General features: G+C 28.5%; 18 protein-coding genes and 1 other annotated feature. Of the genes, 11 read left to right on the plus strand and 7 right to left on the minus strand.

The genetic code is table 11. From position 1 onward, the window contains the following. Positions 1–235: 235 nt before the first annotated feature. On the minus strand, positions 236–1033 hold the full coding sequence (locus tag ACQPVP_RS11560) for a TPM domain-containing protein (RefSeq protein WP_430850089.1): 798 nt from the start codon (positions 1031–1033) through the stop codon (positions 236–238). Between the two features lie 2 nt (positions 1034–1035). Continuing rightward, a complete protein-coding gene (locus ACQPVP_RS11565; RefSeq protein WP_430850091.1) occupies positions 1036–1605 on the minus strand; it encodes a LemA family protein in 570 nt (189 codons plus the stop codon). 213 nt (positions 1606–1818) lie between these two features. On the opposite strand from ACQPVP_RS11565, the gene ACQPVP_RS11570 reads away from it, so the two are divergent. The 9 genes from ACQPVP_RS11570 (at position 1819) to ACQPVP_RS11610 (ending at position 13055) form a co-directional block, all read left to right on the plus strand. Beyond that, positions 1819–2856 carry a galactose ABC transporter substrate-binding protein gene (locus ACQPVP_RS11570; protein ID WP_430850093.1) on the plus strand — a complete coding sequence of 346 codons (1038 nt, stop codon included), beginning with the start codon at positions 1819–1821 and terminating at the stop codon, positions 2854–2856. Positions 2857–2939: 83 nt separating this feature from the next. After that, positions 2940–4439, plus strand: a complete 1500-nt coding sequence (gene mglA / locus ACQPVP_RS11575; protein ID WP_430850095.1) for a galactose/methyl galactoside ABC transporter ATP-binding protein MglA — start codon at positions 2940–2942, stop codon at positions 4437–4439. A gap of 16 nt (positions 4440–4455) precedes the next feature. Next, a complete protein-coding gene (mglC, locus tag ACQPVP_RS11580; protein ID WP_430850097.1) occupies positions 4456–5478 on the plus strand; it encodes a galactose/methyl galactoside ABC transporter permease MglC in 1023 nt (340 codons plus the stop codon). A gap of 17 nt (positions 5479–5495) precedes the next feature. Beyond that, positions 5496–5660 (plus strand): hypothetical protein, encoded by a 165-nt coding sequence (locus ACQPVP_RS11585; RefSeq protein WP_430850099.1) that lies wholly within the window; start codon positions 5496–5498, stop codon positions 5658–5660. Between the two features lie 184 nt (positions 5661–5844). Then, entirely contained in the window at positions 5845–7431 is a 1587-nt protein-coding gene (locus tag ACQPVP_RS11590) for a response regulator (protein ID WP_430850101.1), read from the plus strand. Between the two features lie 10 nt (positions 7432–7441). Beyond that, entirely contained in the window at positions 7442–9235 is a 1794-nt protein-coding gene (locus ACQPVP_RS11595) for a sensor histidine kinase (protein ID WP_430850103.1), read from the plus strand. Then, complete coding sequence (locus tag ACQPVP_RS11600) at positions 9235–10209, plus strand: geranylgeranylglyceryl/heptaprenylglyceryl phosphate synthase (RefSeq protein WP_430850105.1); 975 nt, start codon at positions 9235–9237, stop codon at positions 10207–10209. The genes ACQPVP_RS11595 and ACQPVP_RS11600 overlap by 1 nt, the downstream gene beginning before the upstream one ends. Positions 10210–10236: 27 nt before the next feature. Further along, a complete protein-coding gene (locus ACQPVP_RS11605) occupies positions 10237–11280 on the plus strand; it encodes a galactose ABC transporter substrate-binding protein (RefSeq protein WP_430850107.1) in 1044 nt (347 codons plus the stop codon). 81 nt (positions 11281–11361) lie between these two features. Next, positions 11362–11595: a binding site (T-box leader), on the plus strand. 143 nt (positions 11596–11738) lie between these two features. Next, the gene (locus tag ACQPVP_RS11610; protein ID WP_430850109.1) at positions 11739–13055 is read left to right on the plus strand and encodes a dicarboxylate/amino acid:cation symporter; all 1317 of its coding nucleotides are present in this window, start codon (positions 11739–11741) and stop codon (positions 13053–13055) included. Positions 13056–13126: 71 nt separating this feature from the next. On the opposite strand, the gene ACQPVP_RS11615 is transcribed toward ACQPVP_RS11610, so the two are convergent. Continuing rightward, positions 13127–14791, minus strand: a complete 1665-nt coding sequence (locus tag ACQPVP_RS11615) for an FAD-dependent oxidoreductase (RefSeq protein WP_430850111.1) — start codon at positions 14789–14791, stop codon at positions 13127–13129. Between the two features lie 142 nt (positions 14792–14933). After that, entirely contained in the window at positions 14934–15497 is a 564-nt protein-coding gene (gene ahpC / locus ACQPVP_RS11620) for an alkyl hydroperoxide reductase subunit C (protein WP_430850113.1), read from the minus strand. A gap of 260 nt (positions 15498–15757) precedes the next feature. On the opposite strand from ahpC, the gene ACQPVP_RS11625 reads away from it, so the two are divergent. After that, positions 15758–16012, plus strand: coding sequence for a TIGR04540 family protein (locus tag ACQPVP_RS11625; RefSeq protein WP_430839708.1), 255 nt, complete (start codon positions 15758–15760; stop codon positions 16010–16012). 414 nt (positions 16013–16426) lie between these two features. Here the strand turns inward: ACQPVP_RS11625 and ACQPVP_RS11630 are convergent, their stop codons facing one another. Together ACQPVP_RS11630 and ACQPVP_RS11635 are read right to left on the minus strand one after the other, a co-directional pair. After that, positions 16427–17431 (minus strand): glycosyltransferase, encoded by a 1005-nt coding sequence (locus ACQPVP_RS11630; protein ID WP_430850115.1) that lies wholly within the window; start codon positions 17429–17431, stop codon positions 16427–16429. A gap of 154 nt (positions 17432–17585) precedes the next feature. Beyond that, complete coding sequence (locus tag ACQPVP_RS11635) at positions 17586–18935, minus strand: [Fe-Fe] hydrogenase large subunit C-terminal domain-containing protein (protein ID WP_430850117.1); 1350 nt, start codon at positions 18933–18935, stop codon at positions 17586–17588. Positions 18936–19121: 186 nt separating this feature from the next. On the opposite strand from ACQPVP_RS11635, the gene ACQPVP_RS11640 reads away from it, so the two are divergent. Beyond that, a complete protein-coding gene (locus tag ACQPVP_RS11640) occupies positions 19122–19883 on the plus strand; it encodes a DUF2087 domain-containing protein (protein ID WP_430850119.1) in 762 nt (253 codons plus the stop codon). A 192-nt stretch (positions 19884–20075) separates the two neighbouring features. Here the strand turns inward: ACQPVP_RS11640 and ACQPVP_RS11645 are convergent, their stop codons facing one another. Beyond that, on the minus strand, positions 20076–20666 hold the full coding sequence (locus ACQPVP_RS11645; protein ID WP_430850121.1) for a manganese efflux pump MntP family protein: 591 nt from the start codon (positions 20664–20666) through the stop codon (positions 20076–20078). Positions 20667–21061: the final 395 nt, after the last annotated feature.

Genomic DNA, 21061 nt, shown 5'->3' on the forward strand with positions numbered 1-21061 from the left:
AGAGCAAGATATTAATTTATATCTTGCTCTTAGTAGATTTTTTTAAAACCAATTTCTTAACTTAATGACATTGGCTGTTACACAGCTCCTTTTAATGTAGAATGTAAAATGAAGAATTATTGAAGTAATTTGAAACAAATTACTAAAAATATAATTATTTTAGAAACTCCATAAGGAGTTTCTTCATTAATTTTACATTTTTAATTTCTAATTCTTCATTGTGCGAAGCAAACTTCTACCATCTACCAGAAGATCCACCACCCGAGGAGGAACCTCCACCAAAACCACCGAAGCCTCCACCACCAGAAGAACCGCCTCCAAATCCACCGAAACCACCTGGACCATTTCTGCCTCCTCTTCTTCCACCAGTAAAGAATAATATTTTAAATAATAAAAGTGTTATACTTCCGCCATTAAAAAATAAATCAAGTAAAAACAATACCCCAATTATTCCAATTATACTTAATGTAGATATATTTTCTTTAGTTGGAAGAGTTATATCTAATGATTTATCTAATGTAACTCCATATTCCTCTGCAATTAAATCACTAAAGGCGCTATAACTATTGACTATTCCTAATCCATAATCTTCATTTTTAAAATTATTTTTTGCTAATGTGTCCATTACTCTATTGCTTAAAACATCGGGAATAGCACCTTCTAAGCCACGCCCAACTTCAACTCGCCAAGTTCTATCTTCTATTGCAATTAAAATTAATAATCCATTATCTTTATTTTTTTGCCCAATTCCCCAAGTACGAAAAAGATTTAAAGCATAGTCTTCAATTGCTATATTGTCTGTGCTATCAATTATAACCACTATAGATTGAGCAGTTGTTTTGTCTTCAAGCTCTTTTCCAATTGAGATTATTTTTTCTTTTTCATCTTCACTTAATATATTTACATAATCATTTATATACTTATAATTTGTTGGAGAAGGATAGTTTACATCAGCTGAAGCTATTATTGAAAAACTTAACAAAAATAAAAGAGAAGATAATAAAACAAATTTTATTTTAGATACTATTTTCATAATTACCTAGTAAAATCTACTGAAGGCACTTCACTAGCACTATCACTTGCTTTATAAAGTGGCTTTTCTTCGAACCCAAAAATTGAAGCAATAATGTTTGTAGGGAATCTTCTCCTTTTAGTATTATAATTAGTTGTAGCAGTATTATAATCTTGTCTTGCAACAGCTATTCTATTTTCAGTTCCTTCTAATTGAACACTTAAATCTTTAAAATTTTCATTAGATTTTAAATCAGGATATCTCTCAACTATAACTAATAATCTAGATAATGCACTGGATAGTTCATTATCTGCATTAGCTTGATCAGTTATATTAGTAGCACCAGATAATTTACTTCTTGCATTAGCTATTTCAGTAAAAATATCTTTTTCTTGAGTAGCATAGCCTTTAACTGTATTTACTAAATTAGGTATTAAATCAGATCTTCTTTGAAGTTGGGTATCTATATCAGAAGCTGACTTATTAACTTGTTGCTCTAAGTCTACTAAATTGTTATAGCCAGATATTATAGGAAATGCAATTATAACAATTACTATAATCACACCTATTAATACTTTCACACCATTTTTCATAAAAAATACACTCCTTTCATTATATATTATTATATGTAGAATTATATTGTGTTATTAAACTTTAGTAATATAAATTAAATCCCTTTTTAGTTAAGAAATTTGATATATTTGTGAAGTTTTTTATATGGAAGTTAATAACAAACATCTTTATAATAGTAAATGTAAACGAAAACAATATTAATAATAATGATTTATGGTAGATGGAGGGTTAATATGAAAAAGGTTAAAAAATTACTTACAATGGCAATGGCTACTATTATGGTAACAGCTTCATTAGTTGGATGTGGCTCAAAAGCTACAACTGGGGATGCTTCAACAGGAGATAAGATAAAGGTTGGAGTATGTTTATACAAATTTGATGATACCTATATTTCAACAGTTCGTCAAAGCTTAGAAAAGATTCAAAGTGAAAATCCAGATAAAGTTGAATTTACTTTCTATGATGGAAAAGGTGACCAAGCTACACAAAATGATAGTATAGATACATTATTACAAAAGGATGTAGATTTATTATTAGTAAATCTAGTTGATACAGGAGCTGCACCAACTGTAATAAGTAAGATTAAATCTGCTGATAAACCAGTAGTTCTATTTAATAGAGAACCATCAACAGATTCAATAAAGGAATATGAAAAAGCTATATTCGTTGGAACTAATGCTAAAGAAGCTGGAGTTATGCAAGGTAAGATAATTTCAGATTACTGGAACAAAGATCAAAAGGCTGTAGATAAAAATGGAGATGGCATATTACAATATGTTATGTTAAAGGGTGAACCTGATAATCCAGAGGCAGTTGCAAGAACTGAGTATTCAGTTTCAACTTTAAATGATAAAGGAATCAAAACTGAAGAATTAGCTCTTCAAGTTTGTAACTGGGACCAAGCTTTAGCTCAAAATGCAACTGAAGCATGGTTATCAAGATTCGGAGATAAGATTGAAGCTGTTATAGCTAATAATGACGGTATGGCTCAAGGTGCTATAGCTGCATTACAAGCTCAAGGATATAACAATGGTGATACTGCAAAGACTATACCAGTAGTAGGTGTTGATGCTACAGCAGCAGCTCAAGATTTAATAGGTAAAGGCTTTATGTTAGGATCAGTTCTTCAAGATGCTGAAGGAATGGCTAATGCTTTATATGAAACTGGAATGAATTTAGCAGCTGGTAAGGATGCTATAGATGGAACTTCATATAAATTTGATGATACTGGAGTTGCAGTACGTATTCCATATCAAGAATACACTAAATAAGAAATAAAATAATATTACTATAAACTGCATAGTGAACATCCACTATGCAGTTTAATAAATAATAGAAAAGTGGTGGATGAGTTATGGCAGATACAAAATATATTCTTGAAATGATAGATATTTGCAAAGAATTTCCAGGGGTTAAAGCATTAGATAAGGTTCAATTAAAAGTAAGGCCAGGAACTGTACATGCTTTGATGGGAGAAAATGGAGCAGGAAAATCTACTTTAATGAAATGCTTATTTGGTGTTTATATTGAAGATAGTGGAGAAATTTTTATAGATGGTGAAAAAAGTAAATTCTCAAATCCAAAGCAAGCTATGGATAATGGAGTTGCTATGGTTCATCAAGAATTAAACCAAGTTTTACAAAGAAATGTTATGGATAATATTTGGCTTGGTAGATATCCAGGAAGTGCTGGAGTAGTTAATGAAAAAGTTATGTATGAAGAAACTAAGAAAATATTAGATGAATTAGAGATAGAAGTTGATCCAAGATTAAAAATGGCTAAACTATCTGTTTCGCAAAGGCAAATGGTTGAAATTGCAAAAGCAGTTTCATATAATGCAAAAATATTAGTTTTGGATGAGCCTACCTCATCTTTAACAAATGAGGAAGTTAATCATTTATTTAAAATTATAAATAAATTAAGAGATAAGGGTTGCGGTATTATATATATTTCTCATAAAATGGAAGAAATTCTTCAGATTTCTGATGATGTAACAATAATGCGTGATGGAAAGTGGATAGACACTATTCCAGCTAAGGATCTTACAACAGATAAGATAATAAAATTAATGGTTGGGCGTGATTTAACCAATAGATTCCCACCAAAGACAAATAAACCAGAAGATGTAATATTAGAAGTTAAAAACTTAACGGGTACTTATCAACCTTCAATTAGAGATGTATCCTTTGAACTAAAAAAAGGTGAAATACTTGGGGTTGCAGGATTAGTTGGTTCAAAAAGAACTGAATTATTGGAAACAATATTTGGAATAGCTAAACACAGTGAGGGAGAAATACTTCTTCATGGAAAGAAGGTAGAAAATACTGATTCACGTAAGGCGATAAAAAATGGCTTTGCTTTATTAACTGAAGAGCGTAGAGCCAATGGTATATTTGGACAACTTGATATTAAGTTTAATACTATGATTGCTAACATAGATGGATATAGTAAGTTCGGAGTATTAGATAATAAAAAAATGACTGAAGATACTAAATGGACAATAGAGAGTATGAAGGTTAAGACACCAAGTCAAAAAACATTAATTAGAACATTATCAGGAGGAAATCAACAAAAAGTAATTATTGGTAGATGGCTTTTAACTAATCCTGAAATATTGTTATTAGATGAACCAACAAGAGGTATAGATGTTGGAGCTAAATATGAAATTTATCAACTTATTATAGATTTAGCAAATAAGGGCAAAGGGGTTATAGTTGTATCCTCAGAAATGCCAGAGTTGTTAGGAATTTGCGATAGAATACTTGTAATGTCAAACGGAAAAGTGGCTGGAATAGGTGATGCAGATAAGTTATCACAAGAACATATTATGACTATGGCTGCTAAATATATTTAGAGTAGAGGTGGAACCTATGAATAAAGTTAAATTTAATAAAGAGTCTTTACAAAATTTCTTACTTAATTATGCACTATATATAGTTCTATTCATAATGATAGTGTTCTTTGTAGTAAAGGAGCCAGGATTCCTTTCCTTAAAGAATTTTACTAATATTTTGAGTCAAGCATCAACACGTGGTATTCTTGCACTTGGAGTTGCAGGATTAATAGTACTTCAAGGTACTGACCTTTCTGCTGGACGTATATTAGGATTTACTGCTATAGTATCAGCATCATTATTACAATCAACAACATATGCTGCTAGGATGTATCCTGATTTAGCTGAATTACCATTAATATTACCAATGTTTATTGCTATAGTAATAGGAGGAATATTTGGAGCTATTAATGGATTTGGAGTTGCAAAACTGAAAGTGCATGCGTTTATTATTACCCTTGGTACTCAACTTATTGCTTATGGTGCTTCATGTCTATATATTGATAGACCACCACTAGGAGCTCAACCAGTTGCTAACTTAGATGAAAGATATACTTCTTTTGTTAATGGTTATTTAAAATTAGGTAGCGTAGAAATACCTTACTTAGTATTTTATCTTGCTATTGTTGCAGCGATAATGTGGTTTGTATGGAATAAAACAAAGCTTGGTAAAAATATGTTTGCTATTGGTGGTAATCCAGAAGCTGCTGCAGTTTCAGGTGTTAACTTAGTAAAGAATATAATGTTTATATTTATAATTTCAGGTGTGCTTTATGGACTTGCAGGTTTCTTAGAAGCTGCAAGAGCAGGATCAACTACAACTAGTACTGGATTTAACTATGAACTAGATGCAATCTCAGCATGCGTAGTTGGTGGTGTATCCTTTACTGGTGGTATTGGAACAATTCCAGGAGTATTAATTGGTACAGTATTACTTCAAGTTATAAACTATGGTTTAAACTTTATAGGAGTAAATGCATATTGGCAATATATAATTAGAGGTTTAATTATTATAGTTGCAGTTTCATTAGACGTAAGAAAATATATAGCTAAAAAATAATAAAGGAAATGATGAGAATGGAAAATGAGACTATTAAAGAAAAAGTAGAAGAAGCTCCAAAGAAATCTATGAGAGATACACTTTATGGAAACTTAAATGTATCAGTCAAAACAATGGATAGAGTATTAATAGTATTATTTATTCTACTAGCTTTATCATTAATAATGGGAATATTAGTATAAGTATAAAAGAAATATTTTGCTCATATAATAGGGTGGGGTTAATTATAACCCACCCTATTTTTGATGCATTTAAATAATTATGAAAATGTTTAAAAAAATATGATATAATTAATTTTGAAGATTTAGAAAATTACATATGATAGTATTTATAAAGTTGATTTTGAAATTATTATAGGAGGGTATTATGGGGTTATACAAAATAATGATTGTAGATGATGAAGAAGAAATAAGACTTGGAGTAATAAAGAAAATAAATTGGGAAGAGCATGGTTTTGTAGTAGTTGGGGATGCTGAAAATGGAAAAGAAGCTTTAGAAATGGCAGAAAAGCTTCATCCAGATGTTATAATGACTGATATTAAAATGCCTTTTATGGATGGATTAGAACTTGGAAAAAAAATTGTTGATTTAATGCCATCAACTAAAATTATTATTTTTTCAGGTTCAGATGATTTAGAATATGCACATCAAGCTATTAAAATAAATGTTATTGAGTATGTATTAAAACCAATTAACTCTATTGAACTTGTAGAGGTATTAAAAAGACTTAGGGAAAAGTTGGACAAGGAGTATGATGATAAGAGAAATATGGAAATACTCAAAAAACACTTTTTAGAAAGTATACCAGTAATACGAGAGCAGTTCTTAATAGGAGCATTAGAAGGAAGAATAACTAAGGAGCAATGGGAAGAGGATGAGAAGAAGTTGGGCTTAGATTTTATCAGTAACTACATATGCGTAGCTGTGATAAATATTGACGGACTTCCAATAGAGCAAGATAGTGGTTTAGTTTCAATATCTATTAAAAATATGGTTGATGAAACTATGGGAAACTATTGTGATTTTATAAGCTTTCCCTATATAGATAAAATAGTAGTACTTTCATCTTTTTTTGAAAAGGATAACATTATTAAGGTTATAAAGGGATTAGATGAAATATGTAAAGTATTCGAATGTGTTTTTGGAAGCACAATTTCTATAGGTCTTGGAAGAGTTTCCAACGATATTTCTGCTATAAGGTTATCTTATAATACAGCACAAAGTGCTTTAAGTTATAGGCCTATTTTAGGAAATGGAAAAACTATATATATAGATGATGTAGAACCAGATAATTCTATTCAACTTCAATTTGATGAACAAGATGAAATTAAATTTTTAAATTCTATTAAGCTTTCTAATGAAGAAGATATAAAAGAAGCAGTAGAAGATATATTTATAAAGATCGAAGACTCTTTTGTGGCATTAGAAAGATATAGAATTTACTTAATGGAAGTTCTAACAGCTATGCTTAAACTAACGCAAAGTCATAATATAGATATAAAAAGTATATTTGGAGAAAACTTTAACTTCTATACTTACTTAGAACAATTTAATTCCATAGGAGAAATTAAAGGCTGGTTTATAGAAAAATCTTTATCCTTAAATGAAATTATTAAGAAGGAAAGAGTAAACTCATCTAAGATATTAGTAGAAAAAGCTAAGGAGTATATTAAGAACAATTATAAAGATTTTGAAATATCAGTTGAAAAGTTATGTTCAAATTTGCATGTTAGTCCAACTTATTTTTCAACTATATTTAAAAAAGAAACAGATATGAGTTTTGTAAATTATTTGACTAATGTAAGGTTAGAAGAAGCTTTAAAGTTATTAAATACTACCGATGACAAAACATATATTATAGCAACTAAAGTGGGATATCAAGAAGCTAATTATTTTAGTTATGTATTTAAAAAGAAGTTTGGAATATCACCATCTAGATACAGAAAGAATTGAGAGAAATAGTATGCTAAATTTTATTAAAAATAGAATAACAAACTATTATAAGAAGGCTAGTATTCAATATATAATATCAATTTCTTTTACTATAGTAGCAGTTGTTGGAATGATAGTTGTTGGGGGAACGCTTTACTTAAGATTTTTTAATTCAACAGAGGAAATGGTTTCTAAAAATAATGAAACTATAATTGAGCAAGTTAATATAAATTTAGATAGCTATTTAAGAAATATGATGAAAATTTCAGATACTATTTATTATAGGGCTATTAAAAAAGCAGATATGGCTATTGAAAATATTGATATGGAAATGGATTTAATCTATGAAGCAAATAAAGATAATTTAATAAGTATTACTTTATTTTCAGAATACGGAGAAATAATAGCTTCATATCCCTTAGAACAATTAAAGAGTAATATAGATCCAAGAGAAAATGAATGGTTCCAAAATGCGAAAAATAGAAAAGAAAACTTACATTTTTCTACACCTCATGTGCAAAACTTATTTTATGATCCAAATTATAAATATACTTGGGTAGTATCACTTAGTAGGGCTGTAGAAATAAATAAAAATGGCAAAATGAGTAGTGGAGTACTATTAGTAGACATGAATTTTAGTGGTATAGAGCAAATATGTAAAAATGTTGAGATGAGTAAAAATGGATACGTTTATCTTATAGATAGAGATGGAGAAATAATATATCATCCAAGACAACAACTTATTTACTCTAATTTAGTTAAGGAAAATAATTATGAAGCAGCTAAATATGAAGATGGAAATCATATGGAAGATTTTCAGGGCAACAAAAGATTAGTAACAGTAAAAACTGTAGGATATACAGGATGGAAGTTAGTAGCCATATCGCCAATCTCTGATATTACTGCTGATTATCATGAGTTTAGAGTTTTTGCAATATTTATTATGTTCTTTGCAATATTTGTTTTAATATCAATTAATATGTTTGTCTCATCAAAAATTGCAAATCCAATAAAGGCTTTAGAAAATGCAGTTAATGATTTTGAAGATGGTGTAGTTAATTTAAATATACCTGAAAATGGTTCCTATGAAGTACAACATTTAGCAAAGGCAATCAAATCTATGGTAAATCAGATGAATTTACTTATGGAAAATGTTATGAAAGAGCAGGAGGCAAAGAGAAAAAGTGAATTAAATGCACTTCAAGCTCAAATTAATCCTCATTTTTTATACAATACATTAGACTCTATAATATGGATGATAGAAAATGAAAATTATGATGGCGCTATTATAATGGTAACATCGCTAGCAAGATTTTTTAGAATTAGTTTAAGCAAAGGTAAAAATGTTATTACTGTAAGAGATGAATTAGAACATGCTAGGAATTATTTAACTATACAAAGTATAAGGTATAAAAATAAATTTACTTATAATATAGATGCAGAAGAAGATACATTAAGTTTAACTAGTATAAAATTAATTATTCAACCTCTTATAGAAAATGCTATTTATCATGGAATGGAATATATGAGTGGCGATGGAGACATATTAGTAAAATCTTATAGAAATGAAGATGATTTATATATAGATATAATTGACAATGGTTTAGGTATGCCAGAAGAAGTTTTAGATAAGCTTTTAACATCAAAAATAACTAATCAAAATAGAAGGGGATCGGGTATAGGTCTAAGAAATGTGCATGAAAGAATTAAGTTATATTTTGGTGAAAAATATGGATTAGAAATTTATAGTGAGCCTGATGAAGGAACAACTATTAGAATTCATATGCCGTGTATAGAATTTAATAGTATTAGGGAGGAAAAATAATGAAGATAAGAAGAAAATATATATTTTTAATTTTATTTATTATGGTTTTAGCATCCTCCCTATTATTAATAAAAGAAGGGAGTAAAAAAAATGTAACTATATATGATGTAGCTGTAATAATAAGAGGAAAAAATAGTGAAGAATGGAGCATAATGAAAGCTGGAATGGATCAAGCTTCATCTGAAATGAATGTAAATCTTAGATTTATTACATTACTTGAAGAAAATAGTGTTGAAGAACAAATAGAAATTCTAGAAAGAGAAATGAGCACTGGGACTGATGCTATATTAATTTCACCAGCAGACTATAAAGAAATGTCCAAGCTTATAGAAAATATTAATAAAAAGATACCAATAGTTTTATTTGAATCCAATATAGATACTAAGCAAGATATATCATATATTTCTTGTGATAATTATAAGTTAGGTCAACAATTAGCAGAAGAAGTAGTTCAGAATGGGAATACAAGGAACAATATTGTTATAGTAGAAAGTAGCTTAACTTATAGCAGTATTCAGGAAAGATATGCAGGATTTATAGATGAAATAAGTAAAAGTAAAAATACTTATGAAATAGTTGAATTTCCTAGTGATGAATCAAATTTATATAATAATATTAGAAGTTTAATGGAAGATAATAAGGTAGATGTAATAGTAGCTTTTGAAGCTAATACTTTAGAATCTATAGGAAAGGCAAAGAAATATATAATAAATAACTTGAATGTACCATCAAATATTGAGGTCTATGGTACTGGAAGAACTAGTACTATAATTTCTTTAATTGAAGAAAAAATGATAAATGCTATAGCTATACAAAATGAATTTAATGTTGGATATTTAAGTGTAAAAACTGCTATCAATAAATTAGAAAATAAAAAAAATGATAGTAAAATTAATATCACATCAACATTAATAAATAGTAGAAACATGTATTCTGAAGAGAATCAAAAGATATTATTTCCGATAGTTAGATAAATAATATTTGCTTTATGGGAGGGTATTGTGAAAATAAATAAGAAGTTTTTCAATATACTTAGTTTAATGCTAGTATCTACTTTTATGGTGGGGTGTAATAATCAGGGGGATTTTAAATCTAAGGATGAAATAAAAATTGGTATAACCTTATATAGGCAAGATGATGTTTTTATATCAAACATTTCAAATAATTTAGAGGATATAGTTAAAGAAAATGAAAGTAAATATGATTCTAAAATATTACTTCAGTTCGTAGATGCCAAGGGAAGTACATTAAATCAAGGGAATCAAGTAGATAAATTTATTAATCAAGATTATGATATTATATGTGTTAATTTAGTTGATAGAACAGCAGCAGCTACAATAATTGATAAAGCTAAATCAGCTGATATTCCTGTAATATTCTTTAATAGAGAACCTGTAGAAGAAGATATGAATAGGTGGGACAAGATATATTATGTAGGTTCTCAAGCAGAACAATCAGCAAGGCTTCAAGCAGACATAGTAGCAGAAAAGTGGTTATCTAATGTAGAGCTTTATGATAAAAATAAAGATGGAAAAATTCAATATGTTATGTTAGAGGGGGAACAAGGACATCAAGACTCTTTAATTAGAACAGAATATTGTATTAAGGCATTAAATGATAAAGGTATTGAGCTAGAGAAGCTAGCAGATGATAGTGCTAATTGGCAAAGTGATCAAGCTATTACTAAAATGTCTCAATGGATAAAAGAATTTGGTGATAATATAGAGGTGGTATTTAGTAATAATGATTCTATGGCTTTGGGAACAATTCATGCTATTAATTCTAATAGTGATTTAATAAGAAAGCCTATAATAGTAGGAGTAGATGGAATTAAAGAAGCATTAGAAGCTATAAAAAGTGGACAGATGGATGGTACTGTTATAAACGATGCATATGGTCAAGCAAAAGCTTTGTTTGAAATTTCAATGGCAGTATCTAATGGGGATCCGGTAGAAAATATTAATGGAATAGAAAAAGGAAAATATAAAAAATTACCTCATACTAAGATAACAATAGATAATGTAGATGAATATTTAAAGGAGTAAAATACTTATACAAAATATAAGATTAATATATTGACAAGGTGTTAAATAATGATATAATTAAATCATAGTATTCCGATATGATTAAAAACAAAGAAGAGGTAGAGTAATTAGTAATAATTATTTCAGAGAGGGCTAGGTTGCTGTAATAGCCTATAATTATATTAATGAAGTGCACCTTAGAGTTTAATTCTTGAACTAAGTAGGGAATTATGGGTTCTCCCATTATAGAGACTAAGTATTATAAGTACTTAAGAAAGATGGATATTTTATATCTAATCAGAGTGGAACCGTGGAAGTTAACCTTCTGCCTCTGTAATTACAGAGGCAGAAGGTTTTTTTAATCTTTAGGAATTTATATCATATGATAAGTTATTAATAACTAAAAGAACAAAATATATAAAGTAATTATCTTAAGAAATTATTTATAAGAAATCAATATAAAAATAGGAGGAAAGAATATGAATATCAGTATTAGTTTTAATTTAATTTTAGCAGTAATATTATCATTAGTAGCATTTTATGTAATTTATTTAGTAAAGTCAAAGACTAATAAATTTTCTTATGCAACTTTAACAGCTTTAGTAATAGGTCTAGCTTTAGGAGCAATATTTAAAGAAAATCTTGCATATCTAGAAGTTGTAGGTAAGGGGTATATATCATTAATTAAGATGATAGTAGTACCATTAGTTATGGTTTCAATTATAACAAGTATAATAAGACTTAAAAATTTAGATACATTAAAATCAATAGGACTTAAGACTTTAGGAATACTACTTGGAACAACAGGGGTTGCAGCAATAATAGGTATTATAATGGGAAAATTATTTAATTTAGGAAATGGCCTAAATTATGTTGGAGTAGAAGGCTTTACAGCAAGAGAAATACCAGCATTTTCGGAAGTAATCTTAAGTTTTTTACCATCTAATCCAGTAGCTTCAATAGTAAATAATCAAATTATACCAATAGTTATATTTTCACTATTTGTTGCAATAGCTTTAGTTATTGAAGATAATAAAAATCCAGAAAAAGTTAAGCCTTTCAAGGACGTAATATTATCAACTTATGAGTTAGTATTAAGTATAACTAGAATAATATTAAAGTTTATACCTTATGGAGTGTTTGCATTAATTGCAACTGCAGCAGCAAAAAATGGATTAGATACTATAAAATCATTAATAGCTGTTATTTTAGCAGTATATATAGCATGTATATTACAAATAGTATTAGTTCATACACCATTAGTAGGATTTGTAGCAAGAAAGAATCCATTAAAATTCTTTAAAGATATTTTCCCAGCACAAGTTGTTGCATTTACTAGCCAAAGTAGTTATGGAACATTACCTGTAACTATTAAAAGTTTAGTTGAAAATGCTAAGGTATCTGAAGATGTAGCAAGCTTTGTTGCTCCACTTGGGTCAACTATAGGAATGAATGCTTGTGGTGGTTTATATCCTGCAATAGTAGCTATATTTGTAGCTAATGTATTTAATGTAGATTTGACTATGTATCATTACTTCTTAATAGTAATTACAACTATTATTTCATCAATAGGTATAGCTGGTGTTCCTGGAGCAGCTACTATGTCAACAACTGTAGTATTATCAACTGTTGGATTACCAGTAGAGGGAATGGCTATGGTAATAGCAGTAGATTCTATAATAGATATGATGAGAACAATGACTAATGTAACTGGGTCAGCTGTAGCAGCAGTAGTTGTTGATGAAACAGAAAAGAGAAAAAAAGAAAAATTAGTATCTAGAGCAGTAAAAGCATAGATTAAAATTAAACCTATATGATAGACAAGCATAAAAGCAAGTCTATTCATATAGGTTTTTTACTTCTTTTTTTATTTTAATAGATTAACTATTTCTTCAAGCTTCTTACCACCGAAGTAAACTTTTTTGTCGTTTACTATTATTGCTGGTACGCTCATTATTTTATGCTTATCTTTTAAGTCAGGGAAGTTTGATAAATCTAACATCTCTGTTTCTATATTAGGGTTTTCTATAGCAATTCTTTGTGCAGCTACAACTACATCAGGACATACATGACAAGATAGAGATACTCCAACCTTAATATTTAATTTTTTATCAATGGATTTAATGTCTTTTAAAACATCTTTGTTTATTTCTTGACCTGGACCAGCTATATTATACATTGCTAATATAAATGAATTTAATTCGTGGCCACCAGGAACTCCATGGAACTTAACACCACTATACTCACCATCTTTATTTAAAATAGCAACTATTGGGAATCTATTTGCATGAATTTTGTCTTCTATTTCAGGATTTTCACCCTTTTTATAGATAAGTGCATTAACTTTATCGCTTAAGTCAGCTATATCTAAAACTAAATCTCTTAGTTCTATTGATTTTTTATTAGTTTCATCTACTATTGAAACTAATGATATATTATTTTCAAATCTAGCTAAAACTCCTTGTAATTGAGATCTTAAAGCATCATTTAATAAAGCACTTTTGCCGGGCTTACCACTAGTAGTAACAGGAGCTTCTTTCTTTGTTTCTACTTTTTCCTCTTCAACATGTTCATCAACAATTCCAAGTCTTTCTTTTTCAGATGCTACATATCTTTCTGCATCTGTTGCAGCTATAGCACCATCAGCAACTGCTGTTACCACTTGTCTTAACATCTTAGGTCTTAAGTCACCAGCTGCATAAACACCTTTTATATTAGTTTGCATATTTTCATTAGTTAATATATATCCCCATCTGTCCATATCTACTTTATTTTTAAATACCTCAGTTTGTGGTTGATATCCAACAAATACAAAGATACCAAATGTTCCATCTTCTTTTGGAGGATAGTATTCAGAAGTTTCATTAGTTACATTGTTGATTAGTTTTACTGATCTTAATAGATCATCACCGACAGCTTCAACAACTTCAGTATTAAATCTAATTTCGATATTCTTATTAGCCTTAACTTTATCACCTATTGATTTAGCACAAGTAAATTCAGGTTCTCTTGCAATTATAATTACTTTCTTAGCAAATCTAGTTAAGTAAATAGCTTCTTCAGCAGCAGCAAAACCAGCACCAATTACTAGAACTTCTAAGCCTTTAAAGAATTCACCGTCACAAGTAGAGCAGTATGCGACACCTCTGCCACCATATTCAATTTCTCCTGGGAATCCTAATTTTCTTGGGGAAGCACCTGTAGCTATAATAACTGATCTTCCTTGAATATCACCAACGTTTGTCTTAATAGTCTTGACTTCTCCGTTGAAATCAACATCTATAACATCAGCAGTTTGAAATTTAATACCAAAATTTTCAGATTGAATTCTCATTTGTGAAGTTAATTCTGAACCGCTTGTCTTTACTATACCAGGATAGTTTACTACTTCAGCAGTAGTAGTAATTTGACCACCTGTATGTTCTTTTTCAATAATTAAAGTTTTAAGTTTTGCTCTTCCAGCATATAAACCAGCAGATAAACCAGCAGGACCACCACCGATTATAATTAAATCATAAATATTTTTGTTCATATAAGCCTCCTCTATAAAATAGAATATATATTTATCATCCTATTATTAGTTAATAATTATTATTGATTACTTTATTAAAAAAATAGCGAGTTTCCTCGCTAATTTTTTATAGTGGAGGAGAGTATCTCCTCTATGTTATAGATTATAGTTTTCCAACTAAGTCTAAACTTGGTGTTAAAGTGTCAGCTCCTGGAGTCCAGTTAGCAGGACAAACTTCATCACCATGTTCAGCTACGAATTGAGCAGCTTGAACTTTTCTTAATAATTCTTCAGCATTTCTACCAATTCCGTTTTGGTGAACTTCGTAAGCTTGAATTGTTCCTTCTGGATCAACTATAAATGTTCCTCTTAATGCAAGACCTTCTTCTTCAATAAGAACTTCAAACATTCTTGCTAATTTACCAGTAGGGTCTCCTAACATTGGATATTGAATCTTTCCAATTGTTTCAGTAGCATCAGCCCATGCTTTATGAACAAAGTGTGTATCTTCAGATACTGAATAAATTTCAGCTCCTATTTCTTTGAAACTAGCATAGTGATCAGCTAAATCTCCTAATTCTGTTGGGCAAACAAATGTGAAGTCTGCTGGATAGAAGAAGAATATTCCCCACTTTCCTAAAACATCTTCTTTAGATACTTCTACAAACTTTCCGTTATGATAAGCTTGAACCTTAAAATCTTCTATTTTCTTTCCTATTAATGACATAAATTTTTCCTCCTCAAATCTTTCTAATATTCTTTATGTATTAATAATAATTCTTATTTAATAATTTGTCAATTGTTTTTCGAAAGAAAATGAAAATTTTTATCAATTAGCTTAATACTCAATATATTTGAAAGAAATAATGTGAAAAATATATACATATAATGTTTAAATAAAAATTAAGAAATTTAATACAGGTTGTATATAAGATATATTTGGTATAAAATATATTTAAAAGTAGATTTTTAGGGAGGATTATATTCTTGAATAAGGGTGGAATTAGATTATATTATAAGAATCAAGAGGAACTTAGCTACGCTTTAAGAAACTACATAGATGATTATTTTGAAGGGAACATAGAAGATGAGGCATTAGAAGAGAAAATCTATATGGTAATACAAGCTAATAAAAACAAGTTTTATAAAGACAATGAAATTGCTAAGAAACCTAAACAAATACTAGGTAAGACAAGACTTAATGTTTTAGAACAAATATTAGAAAAGAAACAGGGTGAGTAAATCTACGGTATTTAATTTAATAAAAATGATAATTGATAGACAATACTTGCATAGATCTACTAGATTGAAGGCATAATTTTAATATAAAAACTTTTAAAGAGCTGTCGCACAATGAAAAATTAAGAATGAATAATGAACAATTAATGAAAAAACTCCTGAAAGAGTTTTGAAAGGAAATTAATTTTAGTAATTCTGTAAGAATTACATCAATAATTATTCATTTTTAATTTTAAATTCTTAATTAGGGATTTTTGTGAGACAGCTCTTTATTTACTCTTTAGGAAATTATAAAGATATCACCCTGTAAATGACTTTTTTGCAATTTACTTCCTTTAGTTTGAAGTGCTTCTATTAATTTTATGATAGCTTGGATCTTGGGACGGAGCGATTAATATAAGATATTTACTGCTTTTTTTATCCATTAAGGCCTAATGTTATTATTGAAAATCCAAAAAATTCTGGAAGTAGCTTTTTTTGTATTTCATAAGTTAATCTAAAGTAATAAGAATATTCATTTGGTTTGAGACTTAAATAAGTTTTAAAATACTCTTTAGATTTATCAGTATCTCCAATTTTGCCATAACATTCACTTAACGATAAATATAATTCTCTAATAATGTTATATCGAATAGAGAACTCTTTACCTAGCAAAATGGCTTCATTATATTTTTTCATATCATAATAGGATTTAATCAATAAAAAAGTAATGTAACTATTAATGTATATATTATTATTATTTGACTTAAGAGCTTTAAGATAGTTATCAGTAGCCGAAGTATACTTACCTAATAGATAATATTCATTACCTACATAATAATAATATAGGTAGTTTTTTTTATCTTCATTATAAGATAAGTAAATATCTATATTTCTATTACATCTTTCTACTAAGCTTTTCTTAGTAAAATCAAATCCAAAATTATAAATTAAAAGCTCTAAATTCATTATTTCATTAAAATAAGAATCTTTATAAGTTGAATTAAGAAGTTTTTCGTTAATTTTTCCTGAATAATAAAAACCCGAATTGTTTTTGATTATTCTAAGTAAATGGTTTCCTTCATAAGCTTTATTGCCGATAATATTTATAAGTTTTAATCTAAAGCCTAGAATAGATGAATTATTTAGGATACTTTTCATTTCATATATTTGAGAACTATCTAAAACTTCATCACAATCTATACACAATATCCAATCTTTAGATGCCATTTCTAATGCTTTATTCCTTGCAAAGCTAAAATTATTTTGCCAAGGAAATTTTATAACTTTAGCATCATACTTTTCAGCAATACTTATAGTATTATCAACAGATCCTGTATCTACTAATATTACTTCATCAGCTATACCTCTTATGCTTTCAAGGCATCTTTGTAAGTTTCTCTCTTCATTTTTAGCTATAATGCAAACACTTAAGGTATTCAAATTAAAATTTCCTCCAATAAAACTTTTTACATTATAGGGTATGAATATATATATATTTATGCTAATAATAGGAAGATATATATTCTTCGGAAATTCTACTTAAAATTGCTTATGACTTTGTAAATTTATAAGACATAAGCAATTTTTATATAAATTAAAATTTCCTATGGAAAATTGCTGTCTTCTTTTCGTCTTCAAAATCTTTTAAAGATGTTATTCCGATTTTTTTTAGTACATCATCCATAGTAGAGCTATGTGTAGCAACTTTTATTGGAGAATTAAAGGCAAGATTATCTACATAAACCTTTCCTTGCTCTTTTGGAATAAGTGATTTAGGACCACCAACACATCCTCCAATACAACCCATTCCTTCAATAAAATTTGCTTTTATTTCTCCATTTAAGGCTTTATTTAAAATATCTTTACATTCTTTTACCCCTTCAGCTTTAACTGCTTTAAATAATTTTGCTTTTTTAGGATATAATTCTTCAACAGCTTCACCAACAGCAATAGAAACTCCACCAGTACGAGCATATAATCTGCCACCTCTTGAAGCATAATCTCTTGTAGGTATACCTTTTAATTCACTTGGATTAATCTCTAAAGCTTTAAAAATTGAATCTAGCTCTTGAAAAGTTAATACAAAGTCAATATCTCCAGCGATGTCTGGGTCTTTTGCCTCAGCTTTTTTAGCAATACAAGGTCCTATAAATACAACCTTTGCATCAGGGTTTAATTTCTTTATAACCCTTCCAGCACCAATCATTGGGGAAATAGAAGGGGATAAATCAGGAACTAATTCTTTATAAACTCTCTTTAACATACCAACCCACATAGGACAACAACAAGATGTAATCATTAAATCATCAGGTCCATTTACATGATTATTAAATTCTACAGCTTCTTTAATTGTTATCATATCAGCAGTAAAAGCAACTTCAATCATATCACTAAAGCCAACTTTTATTAAGGCTGCTCTTAGTTGATCAAGAGATACATTTTCACCAAACTGTCCCATAATTGCTGGGGCAACAGCAGCAATTACAACCTCGTTATTTTTTATTAAATCAGCAATTGGTATAAAATCAACTTTATCTAAGATTTTTCCTTCTTTACAGGAATCTACACATAAGCCACAGCCTATGCATTGATCATAATTAATAAAAGTAGCTTTATTATCCTTATCATACATAATAGCATCGAATGGACAGCTTAATTGGCATTTGTACTTTTCTTCTCCATCTTTTCTACAGTTAAGGCTACAGCTATCAAGTTTTTCTATTAGTTTTTTGTTTACTGTATAATTAGTAATTGCTTTTTTTAAGTTATAAATATAGTTATTGTCAAATTCTAATGAAACTCCACAAAGAGAAGTAATGATTTTAAAGGTTTCCTGAGGAGAAATCTCATGACAAACCATAATATTTGAAAGAGTTTCTTCAAAGTCTCCTTTGTAATAAGATTTTACTAAAGTATCAAAAAGGTCATTATATTTGCTATGCATTTTTTACACCACCCATAAATTATTTGTTTTTAGCAATACCATATCCCATTAATTAATATTATACTCTTTTGATATTTTTAAACAAGAAAATAAATAATAAACAAAATTTATAATTGTTTATAAAATAATAGACAAAAATTTAATTTTGTTTTAGAATATATTTACAAAGATATTGGAGGTATAAAAATGGAAAATGATTTTTTTTGGAATGCATCCATAGAAGAAATAGAAAAAGGCTTTATAGAAACTAAAGAAGAAATAAAGTGCCTAGTTTGTGAAGAAAAATTTGAAAAAGGAAGAATATATGAAATAGATGGAAAGTTTTATGATGCTATAAAAACAGCAGAATTTCATATTAAGGAAAGACATAAATCTATGTTGACTTATTTACTAAATATGAATTCTAGTTATACTGGTATCTCATCTTCTCAAAAATCTGTAATTGAGCTTATAGCATTAGGGTATACAGATAAAGAAATTGCTAAAAAACTGGGAATTGCTAATTCTACTATAAGAAATTATAGATACAAACTAAGAGAAAAAGAAAAACAGTCAAAGTTATTTTTAGCTACTATGAATTTATTAACTAAAAATATAAATAAGGAAATTAATATGTTAGAAGAAGACATTATATGTGATGCTCATAAAGGAGCAACTACCTTAGATGATAGGTTTAATATTAGTAAGGATGAAAAAATAAAGGTTATAGAAACTTATATAGATGAAAATGGGGCATTGAAAAGTTATCCTTCAAAAGAAAAAAAGAAGATTATATTGCTAGAAGAAATAATTAAAAACTTTAATGTAGGTAAAAAGTATCAAGAAAAAGAAGTTAATAGGATATTAAAACGAATATTTGAAGATTACGTTACAATTAGAAGGGCACTTATACAATATGGATTTTTAGATAGATCAAGGGATTGTAGTGAATACTGGGTGAAAGAATAATGATAAAAAATATAATTTCCTTCATTTAGTTATGAAGTGCTTCTATTAATTTTGCGATTAATTGGAACCTAGAAAAAGAACAAAAATGAGGGGTGAGAAATTATTACATTTAGTTTGTAGAAGTAAATATGTTATGTTAGGGCGACTTTGAAATTGTGACAGAGCAACTAATATAACATATTTACTTATTTTTTAGGCTAAACCTGAAAGATGTTCAATTAGTATTTTAATTCCAATAAATATTAATATAATACCTCCAAGTAATTCAGCATAACTTTGCATGTATTCTCCAAGTTTTTTTCCAAGAAAAACTGCAAAAAAACTTAGGATAAAAGTAGTTATTCCTATAGTTATTATAGAAGGAATAATGCTTACACTTAAAAATGCGAAGCTAACCCCAACTGCTAAGGCATCTATACTGGTAGCAATTGCTAAAACAACTAATTTCTTATAGCTGAATTCATCTCTTTCACATTCATTAGGAATATTAGTCTCTCCACCAGATCTAATATCCTTAATAGATTCTACTAGCATTTTTCCACCTATAAGTCCAAGTAGTATAAAAGCTATCCAATGATCAAAAGATTTTATATAGCCTTCAAAGTATGTACCAACCCACCAGCCTAAAAGAGGCATTAAGGCTTGAAATCCGCCAAATAGTATTGCCACTCTAAAAGAATATTTAAATTCATCGTCTTTTAAGCAAAAGCCTTTAGCGAGAGAAACAGCAAAAGCATCCATAGATAAGCCTAAACCTGTCATAAAAATAGATAAGAATCCCATAATAAGTACTCCTTTATTAAGAATTTATTTAAAGAAACTATCTTCTTCGATAGTATCTTTATTACTTAAGTTTTTTTAGTTCATCTATTAATTTCGCCATAACAATGAGTATAGGTAGTATAAGTAAAATTATATAGATGTACTTATATTAAACAAATAAAACGAGACTTATACGTAGCAAAGCTACGCATAAGTCTCGTTATTCAATACTAAGCCAGAACTCCGTTCAATATGTTGACTTAATAACTCTTACTAGATTAGAGCTAACTACTCCCTTATACAATGAATATTTATACTTTAATATAATATCAAACAATTAAAATTATATCAATAAAATTATGGAGAATTATTATTAGATGTATTTACATAATTGTGAATCTTGGATAAAATAGTGA

It is taken from the genome of Clostridium nigeriense, assembly GCF_050585265.1.
In the GTDB taxonomy this organism is placed as follows: domain Bacteria; phylum Bacillota; class Clostridia; order Clostridiales; family Clostridiaceae; genus Clostridium; species Clostridium nigeriense_B.

Bases quoted from the DNA above. Each gene is read 5' to 3' on its own strand.
- ACQPVP_RS11560 (WP_430850089.1), bottom strand. From the start codon at position 1,033: ATGAAAATAGTATCTAAAATAAAATTTGTTTTATTATCTTCTCTTTTA.
- ACQPVP_RS11565 (WP_430850091.1), bottom strand. From the start codon at position 1,605: ATGAAAAATGGTGTGAAAGTATTAATAGGTGTGATTATAGTAATTGTT.
- ACQPVP_RS11570 (WP_430850093.1), top strand. From the start codon at position 1,819: ATGAAAAAGGTTAAAAAATTACTTACAATGGCAATGGCTACTATTATG.
- mglA (WP_430850095.1), top strand. From the start codon at position 2,940: ATGGCAGATACAAAATATATTCTTGAAATGATAGATATTTGCAAAGAA.
- mglC (WP_430850097.1), top strand. From the start codon at position 4,456: ATGAATAAAGTTAAATTTAATAAAGAGTCTTTACAAAATTTCTTACTT.
- ACQPVP_RS11585 (WP_430850099.1), top strand. From the start codon at position 5,496: ATGGAAAATGAGACTATTAAAGAAAAAGTAGAAGAAGCTCCAAAGAAA.
- ACQPVP_RS11590 (WP_430850101.1), top strand. From the start codon at position 5,845: ATGGGGTTATACAAAATAATGATTGTAGATGATGAAGAAGAAATAAGA.
- ACQPVP_RS11595 (WP_430850103.1), top strand. From the start codon at position 7,442: ATGCTAAATTTTATTAAAAATAGAATAACAAACTATTATAAGAAGGCT.
- ACQPVP_RS11600 (WP_430850105.1), top strand. From the start codon at position 9,235: ATGAAGATAAGAAGAAAATATATATTTTTAATTTTATTTATTATGGTT.
- ACQPVP_RS11610 (WP_430850109.1), top strand. From the start codon at position 11,739: ATGAATATCAGTATTAGTTTTAATTTAATTTTAGCAGTAATATTATCA.
- ACQPVP_RS11615 (WP_430850111.1), bottom strand. From the start codon at position 14,791: ATGAACAAAAATATTTATGATTTAATTATAATCGGTGGTGGTCCTGCT.
- ahpC (WP_430850113.1), bottom strand. From the start codon at position 15,497: ATGTCATTAATAGGAAAGAAAATAGAAGATTTTAAGGTTCAAGCTTAT.
- ACQPVP_RS11635 (WP_430850117.1), bottom strand. From the start codon at position 18,935: ATGCATAGCAAATATAATGACCTTTTTGATACTTTAGTAAAATCTTAT.
- ACQPVP_RS11640 (WP_430850119.1), top strand. From the start codon at position 19,122: ATGGAAAATGATTTTTTTTGGAATGCATCCATAGAAGAAATAGAAAAA.
- ACQPVP_RS11645 (WP_430850121.1), bottom strand. From the start codon at position 20,666: ATGGGATTCTTATCTATTTTTATGACAGGTTTAGGCTTATCTATGGAT.